Origin of the sequence: Vibrio sp. 1CM8B (genome assembly GCF_023161685.1) — a bacterium.
Classification (GTDB): domain Bacteria; phylum Pseudomonadota; class Gammaproteobacteria; order Enterobacterales; family Vibrionaceae; genus Vibrio; species Vibrio coralliirubri.
In genome coordinates this window covers 43,261-64,874 of the sequence record NZ_JALNTU010000013.1, presented here as the reverse complement: position 1 = coordinate 64,874, position 21,614 = coordinate 43,261, and the positions used below count along the sequence as shown (strand labels likewise).

General features: G+C 45.6%; 16 protein-coding genes and 1 riboswitch. Of the genes, 8 read left to right on the top strand and 8 right to left on the bottom strand.

Annotated elements, in window-relative coordinates:
* Positions 1–110 precede the first annotated feature (110 nt).
* The 3 genes from MSG36_RS19680 to MSG36_RS19670 all read right to left on the bottom strand — a co-directional run bounded on the left by MSG36_RS19680 (position 111) and on the right by MSG36_RS19670 (position 4,833).
* Positions 111–272 (bottom strand): hypothetical protein, encoded by a 162-nt coding sequence (locus MSG36_RS19680; RefSeq protein ID WP_248369424.1) that lies wholly within the window; start codon positions 270–272, stop codon positions 111–113.
* 6 nt (positions 273–278) lie between these two features.
* Positions 279–3,755, bottom strand: coding sequence for an exodeoxyribonuclease V subunit gamma (gene recC, locus MSG36_RS19675; protein WP_248369385.1), 3,477 nt, complete (start codon positions 3,753–3,755; stop codon positions 279–281).
* A 127-nt stretch (positions 3,756–3,882) separates the two neighbouring features.
* Positions 3,883–4,833, bottom strand: coding sequence for a TDT family transporter (locus MSG36_RS19670; protein ID WP_248369383.1), 951 nt, complete (start codon positions 4,831–4,833; stop codon positions 3,883–3,885).
* Positions 4,834–5,041: 208 nt separating this feature from the next.
* Between MSG36_RS19670 and MSG36_RS19665 the strand changes: the two genes are divergently transcribed.
* The 5 genes from MSG36_RS19665 (at position 5,042) to MSG36_RS19645 (ending at position 9,328) form a co-directional block, all read left to right on the top strand.
* A complete protein-coding gene (locus MSG36_RS19665) occupies positions 5,042–5,938 on the top strand; it encodes a LysR family transcriptional regulator (protein ID WP_248369381.1) in 897 nt (298 codons plus the stop codon).
* Between the two features lie 88 nt (positions 5,939–6,026).
* Positions 6,027–6,320, top strand: coding sequence for a YebG family protein (locus MSG36_RS19660; RefSeq protein WP_008223840.1), 294 nt, complete (start codon positions 6,027–6,029; stop codon positions 6,318–6,320).
* Between the two features lie 155 nt (positions 6,321–6,475).
* A riboswitch (Fluoride riboswitch) is annotated at positions 6,476–6,560 on the top strand.
* 194 nt (positions 6,561–6,754) lie between these two features.
* Positions 6,755–7,447 (top strand): iron-sulfur cluster assembly scaffold protein, encoded by a 693-nt coding sequence (locus MSG36_RS19655; protein ID WP_248369378.1) that lies wholly within the window; start codon positions 6,755–6,757, stop codon positions 7,445–7,447.
* Positions 7,448–7,468: 21 nt separating this feature from the next.
* Positions 7,469–8,458 (top strand): GGGtGRT protein, encoded by a 990-nt coding sequence (locus MSG36_RS19650; protein ID WP_248369376.1) that lies wholly within the window; start codon positions 7,469–7,471, stop codon positions 8,456–8,458.
* A 228-nt stretch (positions 8,459–8,686) separates the two neighbouring features.
* Positions 8,687–9,328 (top strand): MarC family protein, encoded by a 642-nt coding sequence (locus tag MSG36_RS19645; protein WP_060983341.1) that lies wholly within the window; start codon positions 8,687–8,689, stop codon positions 9,326–9,328.
* A gap of 83 nt (positions 9,329–9,411) precedes the next feature.
* Here MSG36_RS19645 and ushA read toward each other — a convergent pair whose 3' ends face one another.
* Positions 9,412–11,112: a bifunctional UDP-sugar hydrolase/5'-nucleotidase UshA gene (gene ushA / locus MSG36_RS19640; RefSeq protein WP_248369374.1), complete on the bottom strand. Its 1,701-nt coding sequence runs from the start codon at positions 11,110–11,112 to the stop codon at positions 9,412–9,414.
* 504 nt (positions 11,113–11,616) lie between these two features.
* Between ushA and dapD the strand changes: the two genes are divergently transcribed.
* Positions 11,617–12,648, top strand: a complete 1,032-nt coding sequence (gene dapD / locus MSG36_RS19635) for a 2,3,4,5-tetrahydropyridine-2,6-dicarboxylate N-succinyltransferase (protein ID WP_048608022.1) — start codon at positions 11,617–11,619, stop codon at positions 12,646–12,648.
* Positions 12,649–12,752: 104 nt separating this feature from the next.
* Here the strand turns inward: dapD and MSG36_RS19630 are convergent, their stop codons facing one another.
* Together MSG36_RS19630 and purL are read right to left on the bottom strand one after the other, a co-directional pair.
* A complete protein-coding gene (locus MSG36_RS19630; protein ID WP_048608024.1) occupies positions 12,753–13,286 on the bottom strand; it encodes a DUF3332 domain-containing protein in 534 nt (177 codons plus the stop codon).
* A 254-nt stretch (positions 13,287–13,540) separates the two neighbouring features.
* On the bottom strand, positions 13,541–17,437 hold the full coding sequence (purL, locus tag MSG36_RS19625) for a phosphoribosylformylglycinamidine synthase (protein ID WP_248369372.1): 3,897 nt from the start codon (positions 17,435–17,437) through the stop codon (positions 13,541–13,543).
* Positions 17,438–17,766: 329 nt separating this feature from the next.
* On the opposite strand from purL, the gene mltF reads away from it, so the two are divergent.
* Both mltF and MSG36_RS23880 read left to right on the top strand, forming a co-directional pair.
* A complete protein-coding gene (gene mltF, locus MSG36_RS19620) occupies positions 17,767–19,335 on the top strand; it encodes a membrane-bound lytic murein transglycosylase MltF (protein WP_248369370.1) in 1,569 nt (522 codons plus the stop codon).
* 317 nt (positions 19,336–19,652) lie between these two features.
* Positions 19,653–19,784 (top strand): hypothetical protein, encoded by a 132-nt coding sequence (locus tag MSG36_RS23880; protein ID WP_017059878.1) that lies wholly within the window; start codon positions 19,653–19,655, stop codon positions 19,782–19,784.
* Between the two features lie 61 nt (positions 19,785–19,845).
* On the opposite strand, the gene tadA is transcribed toward MSG36_RS23880, so the two are convergent.
* Positions 19,846–20,397 carry a tRNA adenosine(34) deaminase TadA gene (tadA, locus tag MSG36_RS19615; protein WP_248369368.1) on the bottom strand — a complete coding sequence of 184 codons (552 nt, stop codon included), beginning with the start codon at positions 20,395–20,397 and terminating at the stop codon, positions 19,846–19,848.
* A 238-nt stretch (positions 20,398–20,635) separates the two neighbouring features.
* Positions 20,636–21,466, bottom strand: a complete 831-nt coding sequence (locus tag MSG36_RS19610; RefSeq protein WP_248369366.1) for a hypothetical protein — start codon at positions 21,464–21,466, stop codon at positions 20,636–20,638.
* Between the last annotated feature and the right edge of the window lie 148 nt (positions 21,467–21,614).

Below are 21,614 nucleotides of genomic sequence, written 5' to 3'. Positions count from 1 at the left end.
GCTACTATGCGCCCACGAGTTCAGAAGCGCGTACGAGTTTTGTACTTTACGACGTTACTTTGAACCACAGAATAATGGTCCCTCTGACCTGTGGCCGTACAGCGAACGCCCTACACTAATAATGATTTACTGGCGGCCACTTTATTTCCTGTACCTTGCTTACCTTCACCTTGATTCCCTTCAACTGGAAAGTAAGCATCCCAAATGCTGACCAGCGACTCTCTTTTGTCTTTCATTAATTCAGCGAACTCGTTATTGATCTTGTCGATCACAGCCACCTACTCCTGATCTTCCAGATCGGCTGCAGCCAACCTTGCCGCCTGCAGCACAAGCGTCGAGTACATGCGTGACTCAGCAGCTAGTTCATCATCCCACTTAGGCCAAATTCGTGAGATGTAGGTATCTCTGCCCTCGCCCGTAAAGGCGAAGCTATCATTAAAGGTATCGGCCATTTTCTTGAGTGACTTCTCTTCATCATCGACCCACTTACCACGACTAAAACCCGCTTCAACACCTGCTAATGCGGTTTTCGGAAAATAAGGCAATGGCGCTGTCATGCCTTGGTAAAACAGTCGCACTAACTCAGCTAATATACTCTTCGCTTGCTGTGCATCGCCGATAGGCTGTAGCGTTTGGTGAACCACGCCCTCTTTTCTGTCATAGCCAATAATATGGGTCGTTTTTCCGTGTCCCATAACAGCGCAGGATAGATGATCGATCCACGCTGCCAAGTAATCTTGAGAGCGTATTTTTCCGCTACGGAAACGCACTAGACCCGATTGATAGTTTTGAGTTAACCACCCCATCAAGCGAACAGGCTTACCTTCGCCCAACACATCAAATTCGATATTAACTTCGAGATCTTGTTGCGGCGAACCACTCACAAATCGAATCTCTTTGGCTAAGTCTTCCGCTTGAACACGGTTGGTTTCAAACTCGATATCACCAAAGGCGCCGACCGGTAATCGACCCTGTGCTTTTTGCTCTGAAACAAACAAACGAACCGCTTCGTCTGCGCCTTCAGGGTGGTCCAGCAACACTTGCAGTAAAGCATCCTTAAGTTGGAAACTCTCTAAACCATTGAGTACGAATGGCTCATCGTCTTCCATTACAGGAAGTGGCGGTTCAAACACGACTTTGAGACGGCGATTAAAGAAGTATTGCACCGGTAAGCGCCAGAAACGCTGCAACTCAACCAAGTCGAGTTCTAACGGATACGTTGCACCCAACAAATAGTCGTCCAATGCACGATTGAATTCACCACTGCGTTCACCTGAACGGTTAGCCGCAGGTAACCACTCTTTGGCATAACTCAATACATGGCTCGCATCACCTTGAGTAAATGCCGCAGGGCTGAACGGTGTCATGGTGTGCTCAAAGCTGATCGCTTGAGTCAGGTTGATACCAGAATCGTCACTTGGTAGTGCTTGGTCTTCACTTAGGCAGTAATTCTGTTGGCAGTACTCTATCAATTCAGAAACCAACACCGACGGCACTCGCTCGGTATTATCTTGAATCGAACGGCCGACATAGCTGATGTATAAACACTCTTGTGCTGACAGCATTGCTTCTAAGAATAGATAACGGTCATCATCACGACGAGAACGATCGCCAGGTCGTGTACGTCCGTTCATTAAGTCAAAACCTTCTGGCGGCATTGAGCGAGGGTAAACACCATCATTCATGCCTAACAAACAGACGGTTTTGAACGGAATAGAACGCATCGGCATCAGGGTACAAAAGTTAACTTGCCCCGCTAAGAAACGCTGACTAATACGCGCACCCGACAGTTTATTATTCAAGTACTGATAGATAATGCTTGGCGATAACTCTTGTTCGTATAAGGCATCATCAAGCTGTTCACTCAGTTGTGAAAGTGCATCGCGAATCGATTTGAGCACCACCTCGCCTTCCAGCTCAACCGCAAAGAAATCATCAATCATTTGCAGCAAGGTTTCACGCCACATATCGATAGATTGTGTTTCAGTTAAGCGTTGACGATAATGGGCAATACGATCGATAAAGTGCGCTAATTTACCCGCAAGTTCGGCGTTAATACCCTGAACTTCATTGTAAGCGGCAATCGGAGAGTGTTCGGTTTCAAACAAGCCCGCAGAGTCCGACATCGCATAGCCCAATAACATGCGCTGAATACCAAATAGCCAGGTATTTTGCTCGGTTGCAGGCAGATCAAACTCGGTTGCCGTAGAAGAATCGACACCCCAACGGATGCCCGCTTCTTCAACCCATTGCTTGGCTTGCTCGAATTGAAACTCATCAATACCAAAGCGTGCCATCATCGCAGGAATTTCTAATAGCTCTAGTAACTCAGACGCGAGACAACGCGTATTCGGTAGCGCGACCAGCTGCATGAAGGCGGTCAGAATTGGGCTTTCTTGGTCGGCGGTTCTATCAGAGATCGAGTAAGGGATATAACGCTCACCCGGGGCATTACCAAATACTGCCTGAATCGCTGGGCTATAAGCATTAATGTCAGACACCATCACGATGATATCGCGCGGTTTCAGGGTCGGGTCAGCATCAAACATTGCCAACAGCTGATCATGAAGGACTTCAACCTCACGCATTGGGCTGTGACACGCATGTACAGTCAGAGAACGATCGCCAAGCTCAACCACCTGTTTATGGTGACTGGAATCTAAGATGTGGTCGTCTTGATGTTCTTCTAACTGGAGAATATCGGCTTGTAGTTGATGAAGCAGGCTATCTCTCTCAACATCAATAAAAAATTCGTGCTCTTCGCTGTCTGATTGAGATAGCAAGAACAGGTTATCCCTGCCTAATTTACCCATAGACGCCAGTAAGCTATTACCCACGGCTTGGCTGGTATGCAGTTCGTCTTCAATATTGGCTTCAATGCCATCTTTCAATGGTGAGGCTTCGCCTTCAAGCTGAGGTAAACCATCAACCAGAGCGAACTGCTTGCGGCGCTGTGCTTCGACTCTCGCCAAGTATTTACGGTCACGAATATCGCCCCAGTAATGCTGACAAGGGTTGGTAAACATCAAGTGCACATCAATCTGCTCACCTAGAGCTTTCAACGCGTCCATATAACGAGGAGGCAACGAAGAAATACCAAACACAAATAAGCGTTTAGGTAGGTGCTGCAGTTGACCTTGTTGATTGGCTAGCGCTTCAATAAAGTCGTGATACAAGTTGCCACGGTGGTATTTAGATTGGCCTTGGGACAGAGTTTGATCATAGAGCGCTTGCCACAAAATCGGTTGCCAAGGGTGCTCTTGCTGTCCCTCATCATCGATAAGTTCTGCAACGGGCTCACCTGCTTCCCACATAGCCATCCATTCAGGTCGATACACTAAGTAGCCATCGAAGATATCGGCAATTTTTTCTGCCAATTGATACAACTTAGAGTCATCTTCGTCGTTTTCAAGATAGCGCTGTAGGGGTAAGAAATCAGGGTGGTCAAGTTTCGCGGGTAACAAACTCATCAGCTTCCACGTCATCGCTTCTTTATTAAAAGCACTGCGTTTTGGTACATCAGGAAGCTCTTGGGTAAACATATCCCAAATGAAGGTTGCAGGAAGTGGGAAATCGATATTTGCTGCTACGCCAAACTCTTTGGCGAGTTCCATCTTAAGCCATTGAGACATACCTGGGCTCTGAACCAAGATCTGCTCTTTTTCGAAGGGATTGGCTAAAGGGTCACTTTTGATTAAGTGAACGAGAAGGATTTTTAAAGTATCAACTTTATTGGAATGGTAAACAGTAAACAAAGTGCACTCACGCTAATCTTGCCACAATATAAAGCCAGATTAGCATAAGTGCTGAGTTTGGATGAGGAATATAAGCTTATGAAATACCGAAAGCTTAAGCTTCGTTTATCTTTTGAACTATTGCCTCTTACAATCTACCCGCTACCGCGCCTAAAACACGATGAGGTTTGTAGTTCATGTAGTAACGAACAGCGACATAACCCACAACCAACGTAGCCACAATCAATTCAAGATACGCTAGGCCAAACACTTGATTGATGTAATGCGCTTCAATACCTTGTGCTTGCATCCACGCAGCCAGTTTAAACAAGGCTGTTGCACCAATCACGATTGGGAAGGTAAACGCTGCATAGCCAGGGCTGAATGGCAGACGAAGTAGTTTGAAAAACGCCATGTAGATAATGAACGTCATCAACACTGCAATACCAAATAACAAACCAATGATCACTGGTGAAGGATCTGCTGAAACCGTTAGGTATCCTGCTAGAGATAGACTTGCAGGTGCAGCCATAATCGCAATGGTAGGTTTCGCTGCGTCAGGCACTTCATGAGAGAAGATCAAACGGTAGATCATCACAGGTAACATTACCGCATAAATCAACAGACCAAAGACCAAAACAGCGTTTGCCACAGGCTCTAGAGTCGGGTTACCAGAGAAGGAAACATCCGCAACAATAATACCGATTGGTGGCACAAACCAGCTTGGCACCATGTGGTGGATCTCAAACTGTTTTGCTCTGTGGTATAGGAAGCTCACCAAGAACACCACGTGCAATGCCACAGATGCCAACCAAACACTTTCGCTGAGGAAGGTCGAAATTGGTGCCAAAGAAGCAGAAACAACCATACAACCCATCGCAAACGTTGGTACAACACTTCCCACGACTGGGTGAGCAAGATCTGCACGCAATAAATGTCCGTGAATCAAAAACTTCACAGCCAAAACAAGAAGCAAACATCCAGCAATCGCTGCGCTTACCCATTGAACCAAACCCGGTGTATGTAAGATATCTTGTGATACTAATACACCATCCCAGCACCAGCCTAAGCTTGCGATTGCTAGTGCTAACCCTGCCATGGGTGTTGGAGCTCCTGTTAATCTATATTTAATACGTTGAATCATGTCAGCCTCTCTTAAACTTAATTCACAAAACTTGTGAACTCATCAGCTTGTTGAAGCCATAATACGCTTGCACTTCGTTAAACAATATCCAATTATATATAACAAGTGTTCAAAAATAATGAACAAAACCCATTTTCACCAGCAGAGTTAAACTAGGAATCTGATGGCTAATATTTCAATAAAACAGCTCAAAGTGTTCGTCACTATCACTCAGCACTCGACATTGACTGCTGCCTCTGAGGCTCTGTTTCTGTCTAAGGCCGCTGTCAGCATGGCACTAGGCGAAATGGAGAAACAACTCGGCCACTCTCTATTTGACCGGGTCAACAACCGATTAATTCTCAACCAGGAGGGACATAAGTTACTTCCATTGGCGGATGAGATATTACACCGTGCTGCTGGTATTGATGTCTTGTTCCGTGATGATCAACCTTTAAGTGGCAATCTAAAGGTCGGCGCGAGTGACACGATTGGTAATCAGGTCGCACCGTTTATTTTGTCAGGCTTTCGCGAACGAACTCAACATCAGGATCAAAGCTTGTTCATTTCAAACAGTGCACTGATCTGTCAAAAGTTGGTGGATTATGAACTTGATATCGCGCTAATTGAAGGAAAAACATTACACCCTGAACTCATTTCGAGTCAGTTTAGCAGCGATGAAATGTGTATTATTGTTAGTAATCAACATCCTCTCGTTTCAAAAGAAAAAGTAACTTTAAGCGATTTAGAAGACAGCCATTGGATTTTACGTGAATCAGGTTCAGGGACTCGTGAGTTTTTCCTTCGTACCGTTGCGCCTCGCATCGAACATTGGTATGAATCCTTTGAACTCAACACCACTGAAGCGATCATCAATTCAGTATCAGCCAATCTTGGATTCGCGTGTTTATCACGACTGGCGGCACAACGAGCGATTGATTCAGGCCGAGTAAAAGCGCTTGATGTGCCACTCGACATGAAACGACGTTTCTGGATGCTAGTACACAAAGACAAATACCAGAGCCCGCTGCTGAAATCTTTCATGAGTTATTGTGAAGACTGGGCTACACATCAAGATTGAGGCCGCATAGTTAGGGCTCCAACTGGACTTTTAGCATCAGAAACTGTATAAAAAGCCAGTAAAATTTATCAAACTTAGAGGATTAACCATGGCTGTTATCGTCAAGTACGTGGTGGAACGCAACGGAGAAGAGAAAATGACTTTTACCTCTAAAGCCGAAGCCGACGCATACGACAAAATGCTGGATATGGCTGATGAGCTTTTTGAACTTTTAGGCAAAAGCGATTTAGTTGAAGATGAAGGCAAGCAAGAAGAACTTGCAATGTACCTAGCCAAGAACAAAGAAGAAGTTCTTTACGCATTAGGTGCTAAGCGTAAACCAGCTCCGAAAAAAGCTAAGAAGCTTGAAGCTGTTGAAGACGCAGAAGAAGATGCAGCGTAACTAGCTGATCGCTTTCTAAAAAACGTCAATGACGCCTCTAATCAGAGTTCGTTATTGGCGTTTTTTTATACTTATCGAAATATAATGAAGCTTGTTTATAGTCGAAATTGCTCTAAACATTCGCTTGCATGAAAGTGTGATAAAGATCTAATCTATAGCCATCAGGTGATGGGGTTCCACCTAAGCTTTTGCTTCAACCGCCCGTTCTTTCCGAACAGTGCTAATGACTCCTACAGAATCGAAAACAGGTAATACTGTTGGATGTATCGCTATTCCTCCATTTTGAAATGGACTTAGTCTATTAGGACCAAGCTCCATGACGCCTTTGGATTATCGATACTCAAGATCTGTAGTGAATTAGCCGCAACTCTTCCAACACGTCCTGTTTTCTCAACGCCCTAGGTCTTCAATGACTCTAACTGTGAGAAAACATTATGCACTACTCTTCAGAAATTCAATCAATGTGCCCTATTCAAAGGGGTGATCTACACACTTCAGCACCAATTCCAGTTGAAGGCGCTATGGTTAGTCCAAAAGATGTCATCGCTATTTCTGGCTTAAGCCATGGCGTCGGCACTTGTGCACCACAACAAGGTGCTGCAAAACTGACTCTTAACGTAAAAAACGGCATCATCGAAGAAGCACTAATCGAAACGATTGGTTGTTCAGGCATGACTCAATCAGCCGCGATGGCCGCTGAAATCCTCACCGGAAAAACTATCCTAGAAGCACTTAATACAGACTTAGTATGTGACGCTATTAACGTAGCCATGCGTGAAATCTTCCTGCAGTTTGTTTACGGTCGAACTCAATCAGCTTTCTCTGAAGGTGGTCTAGAAATTGGCGCTGCATTAGAAGACTTAGGTCAAACACAGCGCAGCCAAGTGGGTACCAGTTACTCAACCGCTGCAAAAGGCGTACGTTACCTAGAGCTTGCAGAAGGTTACGTGACTAAGCTTGCACTTGATGATCACAGCGAAGTGATTGGCTACGAATATCTCAACCTCGGCAAAATGATGAAGGCGATTAACCAAGGCGTGCCAGCGAATGAAGCGGCCGACCTTGCGACAGGGACCTATGGCCGCTTCGATGAAGCCGTGACCACTATTAACCCACGCCAACACTAATTGCCAATTTAGAGGAAAGATATGATGAACACTCAATTTAATGAATCAGTAACTCGCGTATTGGCAGAAATGAACTTCGACTCTTTGGAGCAAGCTGACCAATACTGTAAAGCCCACAACGTTGATCCAAAAGCGTTAGTAATGGACACCCAGCCTATCGCTTTTGAAAGCGCTGCCGATGCCTATATTCTTGGCTCAGCACTAGCGCTATTTCGTAAAGCCACCAGCGCAGAGCAAGCAGCGAATATTATTGGTGAAGGCCTTCAAGCATTCACCAAACCCGGCAGTGTTGCTGAGCAACGCCAAGTTGGTATTGGGCATGGCGCGCTAGCAGCTCGTCTTCTCAATGAAGAGAGCCACTGCTTCGCCTTCCTTGCGGGTCACGAGTCTTTTGCTGCTGCAGAGGGTGCGATTAAAATTGCGCTAAACGTCAACAAGTCACGTCAAAACCCATTGAAAGTTATCTTAAACGGTCTAGGTAAAGATGCGGCTTACTTAATCTCTCGTATCAATGGCTTTACTTATGTTCGCACTCAATTTGATTACCAAACGGGTGAACTCGTTGAAACAGAACGTCGCCGTTTCTCAAATGGCCCTCGTGGCGAGATCTTATGCTACGGCGCCGATGATGTACGTGAAGGTGTAGCGATCATGCACCGAGAAGAGGTGGACGTAAGTATCACGGGGAACTCAACCAACCCAACACGCTTCCAACACCCGGTTGCGGGTATCTACAAAGCAGAACGTACTCGCCAAGGTTTGCCATACTTCTCAGTTGCTTCAGGCGGCGGTACAGGTCGAACATTACACCCAGATAACGTAGCAGCAGGCCCAGCGTCTTACGGCATGACAGATACCATGGGCAGAATGCACGCTGACGCGCAGTTCGCAGGTAGCTCTTCTGTTCCTGCTCACGTGGCAATGATGGGCTTCATAGGCATGGGCAACAACCCAATGGTCGGAGCGACGGTTGCATTGGCTGTGGCAGTGAGCGAATCTCAAAACGCATAATGACAAAGTGAACTCCTCAACCTGCCTGTTATGTAGAGTCTGTTAGTTGAGAATCAAGCAATAACGAACGACTAAAACTCTACACCTATCACTAAAACCAAACAGCCAGCCTTATGCTGGCTGTTTTTTATTCATACTTGCTCTACTATCTATTTCTAATAATTATTTGTATCTAAGATTAAAGACATTCAGCTGTCGCATTTAACTACATATTTTCAAAGGATTAATATGAAAGAGCTCATCATTCATACCATTACCGTGTTCATGGGCTTTTTTGCCATAATGAACCCTATCGCCAACACTCCGATCTTTCTTGGATTAACGGGTGACAATGATAGGGAAACGGTCAAGTCTATCGCTTTCCGCTCGGTGTTCATCGCCTTTATAATCGTCAGTACCTTTGCAGTGTCAGGTAAGCTCATCTTCGACCTATTTGGTATCACGCTTTACGCACTTCGCATCACTGGCGGGATCCTAGTTTTCTTGATTGGCTTTCACATGCTGCAAGGAGACTCAACACACTCTAAAGCGAAAGAGAAGGTCAACTCAGATGCTCAACAAGATGCTGCGCTCAGTATCGCCGTATCGCCATTGGCAATGCCAATATTGGCCGGCCCGGGTACCATTGCCACCGCGATGAACTTTGCCAGCACCGAAGGCATCTATGAAACCATCATCACCATCGTCGCCTTTGGTCTCTTGTGTGCATTAACCTACGTATTGTTTGTATTTGGCGAGCGCTTCGTTAAAGCAGTTGGACCAAGCGCATTGAATGTAATTACCCGAATGATGGGTTTGATACTCGCCGTTATCGGTATGCAGATGCTGATTGAGGGTATAGAACAGGCTTACAAGGCGCTGTTTGTTTAAGCTCAGACTACGAAAATCTAATACAAAAATAGCCAGCTATTTGCTGGCTATTTTCTTTGTCGCTTTTGTTTATGAGTTATAAATTAGTTCGCAGGGCAGCCTTTTACTTCTGAACCATTACTCATGTAGATTAGATCACCATCCACTGGTGCGTAATTCGCTGCAGTGACATCGGGGTTATTAACAAAGAACTCGCGTAGCACTGAGGCATCCGTTAACTGCGTCGATTCAACATCAATTACTGGGTAGTCATCACCACCAGCAGCACTGAAACTTATCACGGAGAACGTGTAGGTGTCCGCTAAGTCAAAGCCTTTGCCGTTGATGTCACGAATGGTCACATCACCCAAATCACAGTCTACAGTTAAACTAATATTATCCAATTGAGCGTAAGCGCCAGAGCCTGCAGTCATAGTCGCAACAACGTCTAAATACGCTTTCACTTCAGCTCCCGTCATCGTTGCTTTAGTCACGAAATTACCGAAAGGCTGTACCGTCAGTACATCACGATAAGCAATATCACCCGCCGCAATTGAGTCACGAACACCACCAGAGTTCATTACACCAAAGTCAGCATTCACTAAGTCGTAAGTACGGTATGCTTCACCTAATAAATGACCCAGATTAGTTTGTTCTGAGCGAACAACATCACGATCACCTTCCAACTTATCATCAGTTTTCGAGATAATGACATCCAACAGCTCTTGCCCCTGCTGCTGATACGCGGAAAGAGTCGCTATTACTGTTGCGTTAGGTTCGATTTCAGCTTGGATAAACTGATAATCACCATTTTCGTCTTTCTCTTTCAAGTTTACCGGCACTAAGTCGTACTTCGCTAAATGCAGTTTACCGTCATAAAACTCAAAGTCAGCTCTGCCTACATACTTACCCCATTCATGTGCTTGCATGATGTAAGTACCATTCTGCTGATCTGGCTTACAGTCATCTCCCGGATTAAAGTCTGCGTATTCATTACCTTCCATACAAACTGGATTTTGAGAGTGTCCGCCAATAATTGCGTCTAGCTGACCTTCTTCTAGAGAGCGAGCAAGTAACACATCACCAGGCGCTTCACTACCATGTTGACCATCGGCGTAGTGACCCATATGCGTGGTAGCAAAAATCAAGTCAACCGTTTCATTCGCCTCGATTTCTTTTATAGCTTTTTTGATTTCTACTTGCGGGTCCGCAAAGTGAATCGTTGCGACATTATCAGGGTTAACCAACTTTGCCGTGTCTTTGGTTGTTAGTCCAATAACAGCCACTTTTAGCCCATTAATAGTGAAGACTTTATATGGAGAGAAAAGGCGTTCATCAGTAACTGTGTCTCCATCTTTGATATAAATATTCGCCGCTAGCATTGGGAAATCAGCTAGCTCAGACTGCATCTCAAGCACATCCAGGGTATTGTCGAATTCATGATTACCTAATGCCATTGCGTCGTAACCAAGAAGGTTCATACCAACAAAGTCTGGTACTGCGTCCTGCATGTCAGACTCAGGCACACCGGTATTAATATCACCACCAGACAATAGAATGGTTTCACCACCGTTTTGGGTGACTTCAGCTCGAATGCTATCGATCAAAGTCTTGCGAGCAGCCATTCCGTACTCACCCTTACTGTTCTCCCAAAAACGACCGTGGTTATCATTAGTATGTAAAACAGTAAACTTGGTACAAGAAGCAGCAGTGTCACATGTCACTGCGGTATCATTGCTGTCCGAGCCACAACCAACCATCGCCACGCCGATAGAGAGCACCAGTAAAGACTTAGTAAAATTCATAGAAGATCCTTTATTAATCGTTTTAATGTCGTTATGGCTGGAAATATACTTAATTAATATAGGGTTATAGTGATCTTCATCTTAATTACGCAGCTGAAAATTTGAGTATTTACTCGGACTGTAGGCACAAGCGATTAATCAACAGAAGTCGAATAATTCTGATAATAAACATAAGTTTATAAAGAAAGTGTGACTCAGCCTATTGATACTGCTAACAACACGGTGAGTTGAATATGAGTGACGGATATAGAAATGAAAGCATACTGAGTGGTTGAATAAAACGCCGTAGCATTAAGAACATGGTGCAATATCCGGATAATGAAAACTATCGCCAGAAAGACAAGCAATATCATTTTACAGACTTTATCCCAATGCGCCCTTTCATAACGAGGGCGCTCTCTTTATGATGAACGCAATTAAATTAACTTTGCTAGCGGCAGCGCTTGTTATTCGAGCCGTTGTTTTGGAATAGCAAAATCAAGACTCAACACATGGAGATTCAACATGGCTTACTTTTCACTAGCCTTCGGTACGGCAACCAAAAATCGCGACAATAAAATCATTGAAGCGTTCTTCCCTAACCCACTTCTAAATCCAAGCGATGCTCTTGTAGCGGCTGTGGCTGAAGTATCAGGTTACTCTGAAGGCAACCAAGCTATCGAAATCTCTGCTGCACAAAGCGCAGAACTCGCGAAAGCATTCGCAGCAAACGATGATGCAGCTAACGCATCTTTCGCAGAAAAAGCGGCGGCGTCTGAACAGCCACTTGTTCTTGTTGTTCTTGCTACTGACGAGAAGCCAGCATCAGTTGCTGAAGGCTTCCTAAAGCTACAACTTATCTCTAACCGCCTAGTACAGCCACACGGTACAGTACTAGACGGCATCTTCGGCCTACTGCACAACATCGCATGGACAAACGAAGGCCCAATCGACCTTCCTGAGCTGGCTGAGCGTCAAATCGAAGCTCGCCTTGCGGGTCGCGCTCTGTCTGTAGATTGCGTAGACAAGTTCCCTAAAATGGTGGATTACGTGGTACCAACAGGTATTCGTATTGCTGACACTTCTCGTGTTCGTCTTGGCGCACATGTGGGTGAAGGCACAACAGTAATGCACGAAGGTTTCATCAACTTCAATGCTGGTACAACTGGCGTGAGCATGGTTGAAGGTCGTATCTCTGCAGGTGTTGTTGTAGGTAACGGTTCAGACATCGGCGGCGGCGCTTCTATCATGGGTACTCTGTCTGGTGGCGGTACTATGGTTATCTCTATCGGCGAAAACTGCCTACTAGGCGCAAACGCTGGTCTTGGCTTCCCTATGGGCGACCGTTGTACGGTTGAGTCTGGTCTTTACGTGACTGCGGGAACTAAGGTTCGCATGCTAGATAAAGAAGGCAACGAAGTAGAAATCATTAAAGCTCGCGATCTAGCTGGCGTTTCTGACCTTCTGTTCCGTCGTAACTCAATCACTGGCCAAATTGAATGTCTTGCGAACAAGTCTGCTGTTGAGCTAAACAGCGAGCTACACAGCAACAACTAATCTAAGCGCTAGATGCTAAATGCTAAATGCTAAATGCTAAAAACTACGAAGCCGTTGGGGTTAAATCCAACGGCTTTTCTTTTATATCTGCAGATCAGAGTGGGTTATGCTTTCTCTGCGGCTAGCTGCTCAAGAGCTTGAATAGAAGTCTCTGAAACTAGTGTGCCATCCATGTAGTAGCTGACCTTGTCACCATCACGAACGCCTGTCAGTACTGCTTTTTGACCATCGTTGTAAGTAATGTCCATACGAATGGTGTTCTCGTCGATTTGCTGCATCTCACCCCACTCAATCTGACGATTGTTGAAGCCAAGTGGCGCATCTTTCAGTGAATCATCAAGGCTGTCGTTCACATCAATCATAGTATCGACTTTACTATCGAAGATGTGAGGCGCGCCAGTCAATGGGTTTTTACCCGCCCAAAATTCGATCGAGTTGAATACGATGTAATCGGCTGCGGTTGTTAGTGCATAAACCGGAGCAAGCAAGAAGTTGACCCCTGCACGAGCGTAACGGTTATCTACAACCTCAACGTTGAACTTCATTAATTTACCAGTAACGGCGTTACTACCGACACACCCAGCTAACGACATGACAATCGCTGCCACTGCAACTGCTTTTGTGATTGTTGTTTTCATAGTTCCCTCTTATGCCACGATGATTGATTCAGTTTTTGCATAGCCAAACCTGCACACATACAGAAATTCATGGCCTAACAAATTGATTCCATAACATTTAGCGTAGTGGAGATTTTTAGAACAGCAAACTGCAAATGTTAATTTCTTCGCTCTGGTTCCTAAATTTTGAGAAATAAAAAAGCGCAGACCTTTCGATCTGCGCTTTTCATTTTTGCATAACCTAGCCTAGATTAATGCGGCTAGTAAGAAAGTGATTAACCCACATTCTTACGTGCGTTTTGGAACATACGCATCCAAGCGCCATTCTCGCCCCAACCTTCCGGAGACCAAGAGTTTGCAACCGTACGGAATACACGCTCTGGGTGCGGCATCATGATAGTCACACGGCCATCTGTAGTCGTTAAACCAGTGATCGCGTTTGGCGAACCATTCGGGTTGTTCGGGTATTGCTGCGTTTGGTTACCGTTGTTATCAACGTAACGTAGTGCAACCGTACCTGAGTTTTCAATCGCGTTTAGGTGGTCGTTGTCACGCACTTCTACGCGGCCTTCACCGTGAGAAACTGCGATTGGCATACGAGAACCTTCCATGCCGTTAAAGAATACAGAATCTGACTTCTGAACCTCAACTAGGCTGAAACGCGCTTCGAAACGCTCTGATTCATTGCGAACAAAACGTGGCCAGTACTCAGCACCAGGGATAAGTTCACGTAGGTTAGACAACATCTGACAACCGTTACACACACCTAGAGAGAAGGTATCTTCACGCTTGAAGAAGTTTTCAAATTGGTCACGCGTAGAGTCGTTAAACAGAACTGACTTAGCCCAGCCTTCGCCAGCGCCTAGTACGTCACCGTAAGAGAAGCCACCACATGCCACAAGGCCGTTGTACTCTTCTAGAACCGCTTGACCCGTTAGGATGTCGCTCATGTGAATATCTGTCGCTTCGAAGCCTGCACGGTCAAATGCTGCTGCCATTTCAACGTGAGAGTTAACACCCTGCTCACGCAGAATCGCCATCTTAGGCTTAGCACCTGTATTGATGAATGGCGCTGCAATATCTTCGTTTACATCAAAGCTTAGTTTTACGTTCAGACCTGGGTCTGAGTTGTCTTTCTTCGCTTCGTGTTCTTGGTCAGCACACACTGGGTTATCACGCAGACCTTGCATCTTGTGCGTGGTTTCAGCCCAGATAGTACGTAGTTCAGTACGGTTACGTTCAATTACTACAGACTCACCAGACTTAATCACTAGCTCATCAGACGCTTCAACAGAACCAATAACATGTGAACACGTTTCTAGGCCGTTTTCTGCAAGAGTAGCAAGTACTACGTCTAGGTCATCGTTGCGAACTTGGATTACTGCACCCAGTTCTTCGTTGAATAGTGCCGCAAGTGTATCTTCGCCTAACGCCGCAATATCAGCGTTAACACCACAGTGACCTGCGAATGCCATTTCAGCTAGCGTTACGAATAGACCGCCATCGCCTTTATCGTGGTAAGCGACAACTTGGTCGTTCGCTACAAGTGCTTGAACGCCTTCGTAGAAACCTTTTAGTTGCGCTGCGTTGTCTACGTCTGCTGGCTTATCACCAAGCTGCTTGTAAACCTGTGCAAGTGCTGTCGCACCCATACGGTTTTTGCCGTTACCTAGGTCGATAAGAACCAGTGAAGTGTCACCTTTGTCAGTGCGAAGCTGAGGAGTAATCGTCTTACGAACATCTTCAACACGTGCGAACGCAGTGATAACAAGAGATAGCGGAGACGTTACTTCTTTTTGCTCGCCGTTCTCTTCCCACTTAGTCTTCATCGACATTGAGTCTTTACCCACTGGGATAGTTAGCCCCAGTGCTGGACATAGTTCTTCACCAACCGCTTTAACCGCTTCGTAAAGACCGGCATCTTCACCTGGGTGACCTGCTGGAGACATCCAGTTAGCCGACAGTTTAATGTGTTTGATATCGCCGATGTTGGTCGCAGCGATGTTAGTGATTGCTTCACCAACCGCTAGACGAGCCGATGCGCCGAAGTCTAGAAGTGCAACTGGCGTACGCTCACCAAGAGACATTGCCTCACCGTGGTAAGAGTCGTAGCTTGCCGCTGTTACAGCACAGTTAGCAACAGGAACCTGCCATGGACCAACCATTTGGTCACGAGCTACAAGGCCTGTTACCGAGCGGTCACCGATGGTGATAAGGAATGTTTTCTCAGCGACTGTTGGCAAGCGAAGAACACGGTCAACCGCTTCGTTCATCTCGATACCAGAACGGTCAATCGCAGGGTTGTTTGCTTTTAGCGTTTTCGCGTCACGGTGCATCTTAGGTGTCTTACCTAATAGGATGTCCATTGGCATGTCGATTGGCGTGTTGTCAAAGTGTGAATCTTCAAGTTTAAGTTCACGCTCTTCCGTTGCTTTACCAACCACTGCGTATGGTGCACGCTCACGCTTACAAATCGCGTCGAATGTTGCCATGTCTTTATCAGCAACTGCCATTACGTAACGCTCTTGAGATTCGTTACACCAGATCTCAAGTGGGCTCATGCCCGGCTCATCGTTTGGCACGTCGCGTAGGTTGAAGATACCGCCACGCTCACCGTCGTCTACTAGCTCAGGAAGTGCGTTCGAGATACCGCCCGCGCCCACATCGTGGATGAATGCGATTGGGTTCGCATCACCTAGTTGCCAACAACGGTCAATAACTTCCTGACAACGACGCTCCATTTCTGGGTTTTCACGTTGTACAGAAGCGAAATCAAGATCTTCAGAAGAAGAACCAGAATCCATTGAAGATGCCGCACCGCCACCAAGGCCGATGTTCATCGCAGGACCACCAAGAACGATTAGGCTTGCACCTACTGGGATCTCTTTCTTCTGAACGTGCTCGTCACGGATGTTACCAAGACCACCAGCTAGCATGATTGGTTTGTGGTAACCACGCACTTCTTCACCTGCGTGAGAGTTTACTTTCTCTTCGTAAGTACGGAAGTAGCCAAGTAGGTTTGGACGACCAAATTCGTTGTTGAATGCCGCACCACCAAGAGGACCTTCAAGCATGATGTCCAAAGCAGTCACGATACGGCTTGGCTTGCCAAAGTCAGTTTCCCAAGGTTGAACGAAGTTCGGGATCTTAAGGTTAGATACAGAGAAAGCAACAAGACCCGCTTTTGGCTTACCACCAATTCCGGTTGCGCCTTCATCACGGATTTCACCGCCTGAACCTGTCGATGCGCCCGGCCACGGAGAGATTGCCGTTGGGTGGTTGTGCGTTTCAACTTTCATCAAGATGTGTGTTTTTTCTTGGTGGTAGCTGTACTGGCGAGTTTCTGGATCTGGGAAGAAACGACCTACTTCAGAACCTGTCATTACTGCTGCGTTATCTTTATAAGCAGACAGAACGTGCTCTGGTGTCGTTTCAAAAGTGTTCTTAATCATCTTGAACAATGATTTTTCTTGCTTAACGCCGTCGATAGTCCAATCAGCGTTAAAGATCTTGTGACGACAGTGCTCTGAGTTCGCTTGTGCAAACATCATTAGCTCGATGTCAGTCGGGTTACGACCTAGCTTCTCAGTGAAGCTTTCAAGAAGGTAATCAATCTCATCTTCTGCAAGTGCAAGACCTAGGGTAACGTTTGCTTTTTCAAGCGCTTTACGTCCGCCAGTTAATAGGTCAACTTCCGCATAAGGAGCAGGTTCAGCAACGGTAAATAGTGCCGCCGCTGATTCGAAGTCAGTGAAAACCACTTCCATCATACGGTCGTGCAGGATTGCTTTCAGCTCAACAAGTTGAAGCTCAGAAAGTTCAGCAGAGGTTTCAATGTAGAAAGCAGTACCGCGCTCTAGACGTGACACTTTAGCCAGTCCGCAGTTGTGTGCGATATCTGTTGATTTTGAAGACCAAGGCGAGATAGTGCCCGGGCGTGGCGTTGCAAGCAGCAGTAAACCTTCAGGTTCATGCTCTTCAATCGTTGGACCGTAAGTCAGTAGCTTTTCTAGCTTCTCAACTTCAGACTCATCTAGGTCTGCCGTTAGATCAGCAAAGTGGGCAAACTCAGCGTAAATACCTGTTACAGGTAAGCTTAATTCACGACAAAGCTCTAAAAGCTTGTTAACACGAAACTCAGATAGAGCTGGGGAGCCACGCAAAATTCTCATGTGCTTACGTCTCTTATGCAGTTGATTAAGGTAGTATTGGAATAAATTCAGTGGGTTATAGGAACAACCTAACTGTTTTCTTCGAAGCTATTCCCGAAGGTTGCCAAACCTATGCCGATTCCACCTCTTCAATGCGAGCGCATTATAAAGCATTTCTTTTTGTGACGTAACACCAAAAGCAACCGTTTGCGTGATTTTTTTTATCTTTCTGCGTAAATGGTACTTTTGCTGCATTTATCACCACTTTTACAACTGTTTAATTAAACCTGCTTTGCCAGCCTTGCGGGGTTTGGTATAAAGGGGCTTCCACTTTTCGAGATTTCATTTTGATGCCTAAATTTACGCTCATCTTTTCGTCTAAGTTCCTTCTGCTCGCCATCGCCCTATTTGGGTTGGCTGGATGCCAGATTGAATCTGAACCTAAAAGTGTCCTTGAGCAGATACGAGATCGTGGTGTTCTTCGTGTCGGCACCCTAAATAACCAACTCTCTTATTACATCGGTCCTGATGGCCCTGCAGGCTTGGATTACGAATTAGCTCGTGAATTTGCGCAGGAGCTTGGTGTAAAGCTTGAGGTTAAACCCGCTTACCGTTTGTCTGGCTTGTTCCCTGCACTGCAGAAAGGCGAGATCGATCTTATCGCGACCGGCTTAACGCAAAACAACAAACTGACACGCGCTTATCGCGCCGCGCCCGCTTATTACTATGTAAGCCAACAGGTCGTATACAAAAAGGGCCAGTGGCGACCAAGGAACCTTGAGCAACTGATCAATTTTGAGAATGAGCGTCAGGCTGACTTTGTTAAAGCGCAAACTGAATCAGAAGAGGCGGCGTCTACTGACACATTAACGCCATCTTTGGTTGTGGTGAAAGACTCACACTTTGAGCCAACACTAAAACATCTGCAGAAAACACACGATGACTTTATCTATGATGCGGTCGGTAATGCTGATATCAACGACCTGTTAAAAGAAGTTTCGACTGGCGAGCGCTTATTCACTGTGGCTGACTCGATTGAGCTGTCACTGGCACAACGTTTATACCCAGACGTAGCTTTGGCTTTTGAATTGACAGAAGACCAACCTATCTCTTGGTATCTACAGAAGTCTGAAGATGAAAGCCTGTATGCTCTGTTGATTGAGTTCTTCGGAAACCTAAAACAGTCTGGTGAACTGGCTTCCCTGGAAGAGAAATACATCGGCCACATCGGTACTTTTGACTACGTTGATACTCGCGCCTTTATCCGCGCACTAGACAGCAAGCTGCCAAAATGGTCGCCGCTATTTCAAAAGTACTCTCAAGAATTTGATTGGCGTTTGATTGCCGCTTTGGCCTATCAAGAATCACACTGGAACCCTGTTGCGCGCTCACCAACGGGTGTTCGTGGCATGATGATGTTGACACTACCTACCGCGAAGAGTGTCGGGGTAACCAACCGTCTCGACCCGAAACAGTCGGTACAAGGCGGTGTTGAGTACCTGCGTCGTATCGTTAATCGAGTGCCCGATTCAATCACTCAGCACGAGAAGATCTGGTTTGCCCTAGCCTCATACAACGTAGGTTACGGACACATGATGGATGCTCGACGCTTAACCAAAGCACAAGGTGGTGATCCTGATGCTTGGGGTGATGTAAAAGACCGATTGCCTCTATTGAGACAGAAGAAATACTACAGCCAAACTCGATATGGGTATGCACGTGGCGATGAAGCGAGAAACTACGTTGAAAACATTCGCCGTTATTACCAAAGTATTATTGGCCATGTAAATAAGCGCAATAAAGAACAAGAAGCGACCCTTGAAGGTTTGGTGGTGATCCCACCTTTAGAAACCTCGGGTGCTGAATCGAGTATCAGCGCAGCTCAGTCGACAGTAAGCAGTTCTGAGCCTTCACAGTAAAACCCAAAAGAGCAATGCCATCTAGCATTGCTCTTTTTTATTGTCTTTTTTCGACTCTTCTTTCGTCGCTACGTGATAAGGAGAAGAGACAGGGAAAATAATAATGAGAGCTCGAGTGTCATATTACAGTAACAATCGAACCTTATAACGGCACACCACAATCAAGATTATGCTCTGTTGCACTACGATGCTGGCTTTAGACTAGAACTGCTCTTCTATTTAAGCCAAGCGTGCGACACGCCAAACAAACGAATAACACTATAATTAAATCGTTAGTCCAAACTAAAAAGTCAGACGACAAATAGGAAATCATTGAAATGATGAAGAAACTGAAATCGAAACGCCTTGATAAGACCGTTGCTGCAAACCGTCGTAAGCGTATGCTTTCAAATAATAAGAAGAAGATCATTTGGCGCAATCGCGCTTTCATGCAGATGATTGCTGAGTAAATGTAGTTACTCAGTCAGTTTGCTTGGCACTCTTGCGATTGAGAGTGCCGAAAGCACGCTGCTATTTCTTGTCGCTAGCCTTCATCTCTGCTTCTAAACGCTGCTCTTCCAACAGACGTTCTTGCTTTCGCTTCTCTTTTATCTCTTTTCTACGACGCTTGAAAAACGCCTGTAATTGTTCACGGCACTCTTCCTCTAACAAACCATGTTCAACGTCGGCATAGTGGTATGAGGCTTGGCTTTCAAACAAATTCAACACTGTACCTGCAGCGCCCGCTTTTAAGTCTGGAGCACCAAACACAATACGCTTTACTCGGCTATGTAACAAGGCACCTGCGCACATTGGGCAAGGCTCTAGCGTGACGTATAAAGTGGTATCGAGTAGGCGATAGTTTTCTAAGGTTTGACCGGCTTTACGCAAGGTTTCAATTTCTGCGTGTGCCGTTGCATCGTGGCTGCCAATCGAACGGTTCCATCCTTCAGAGATAATCTCCCCATCTTTCACTAATACAGCACCCACTGGAACCTCTCCCTCGCTCTCTGCTTGCTTAGCCACCTCGATGGCGCGTCGCATGAAGATTTCATCTTGAGGGGTGAATTGATGGTCTGACAAAGGGAACTCCAGAAAAACAATAGGAACAAAAAAGGTATGCGGTGAAGCATACCTAATATTCATCACTATAAACAACCGCCTTGTGTTGCTCAGTAATTTTTTGGCTCTCAAGCAAAAAAGCCACTCGTTCCTTGAGTGGCGTTGAAGATAAATTTACAGACTGGCTTAACCAAAACAGCGTCCTAGCTGAAAGCAGGTAGTTTATAGAAAGTCAGGATCTACATAATAAAGGTGAACCTTATAAAGCGATAACAACACCCGCAGTGAAGGTGGTATCTTCAATATCAGAGTTGTCAGCAGCCACTTTAACGTACGGCTGAACTTCACCAGAATTAACATAAGTCACTTTCAATGTAGATGTTGACCATTCGCTATCAACTTCTTCTCCATCAACATAGATGCCTTCAGCAAGTTGAGAGTAAGCGTCTAGGTCGTAAGAAAGTACAACCGTTTTGGCGATGTTGTAATCAAGGCCTAGGTTCACTTTCACGACTTGTGATTCGTTGTTGCCCTCAGCCATGCTTAGGTTTTGGATACCAATATCCGGTAGAAGGTGACCATCAGGGGTAGGTGCAGGTAGAATAACATTACTATTTGTAGCTCCTTCAAACGGCACAAAAGGATCAATACCAATATCTGGAAGTGTGTGCGGGTCAATACCAATATCTGGTACAGTATCTTTGCCACCAGATGTTGGATCCCAGAAATCTGCACCTACGGCATCTAAACCGTGGTGGTACTCCACCCCACCAGAAAGCGTTAAAGAAGAACCGAAAGTGTATGCGGTTGAAGCTTTCACACGTACTTCATCAGCACCACCGTAGCCGCCCTGTACATAAGAACCGCCTAAATCAAAATGCTCGTTAATGCTGTAGCCATAGCCTAATTCAACAAAGCTGTCATTTGTTACTTCTCCCGTAACAAAGTGCTGACCATCCTCACCAAAGTTATAATCTCCATACATACCAATTACATCATTCTCGTCTCCATAAACTTCAATTGATGTCGCATGCGCTTGTAGTGAAATAGCAGATAAAATAGAAGCTGCTATAAAAGTAATATTCTTCATTCTTAAAACCTTAAATACGTGTGCAGAGCGTTAATTTCGTGACTCTTCCCGGTCAAGAGCGATGAAAACGATACATAGCGCAAAGATTCAAAACAACGTAAAACACCTCATTAAAGTTTTTGGTTTTCTAAACTAAAAGTCATTAACC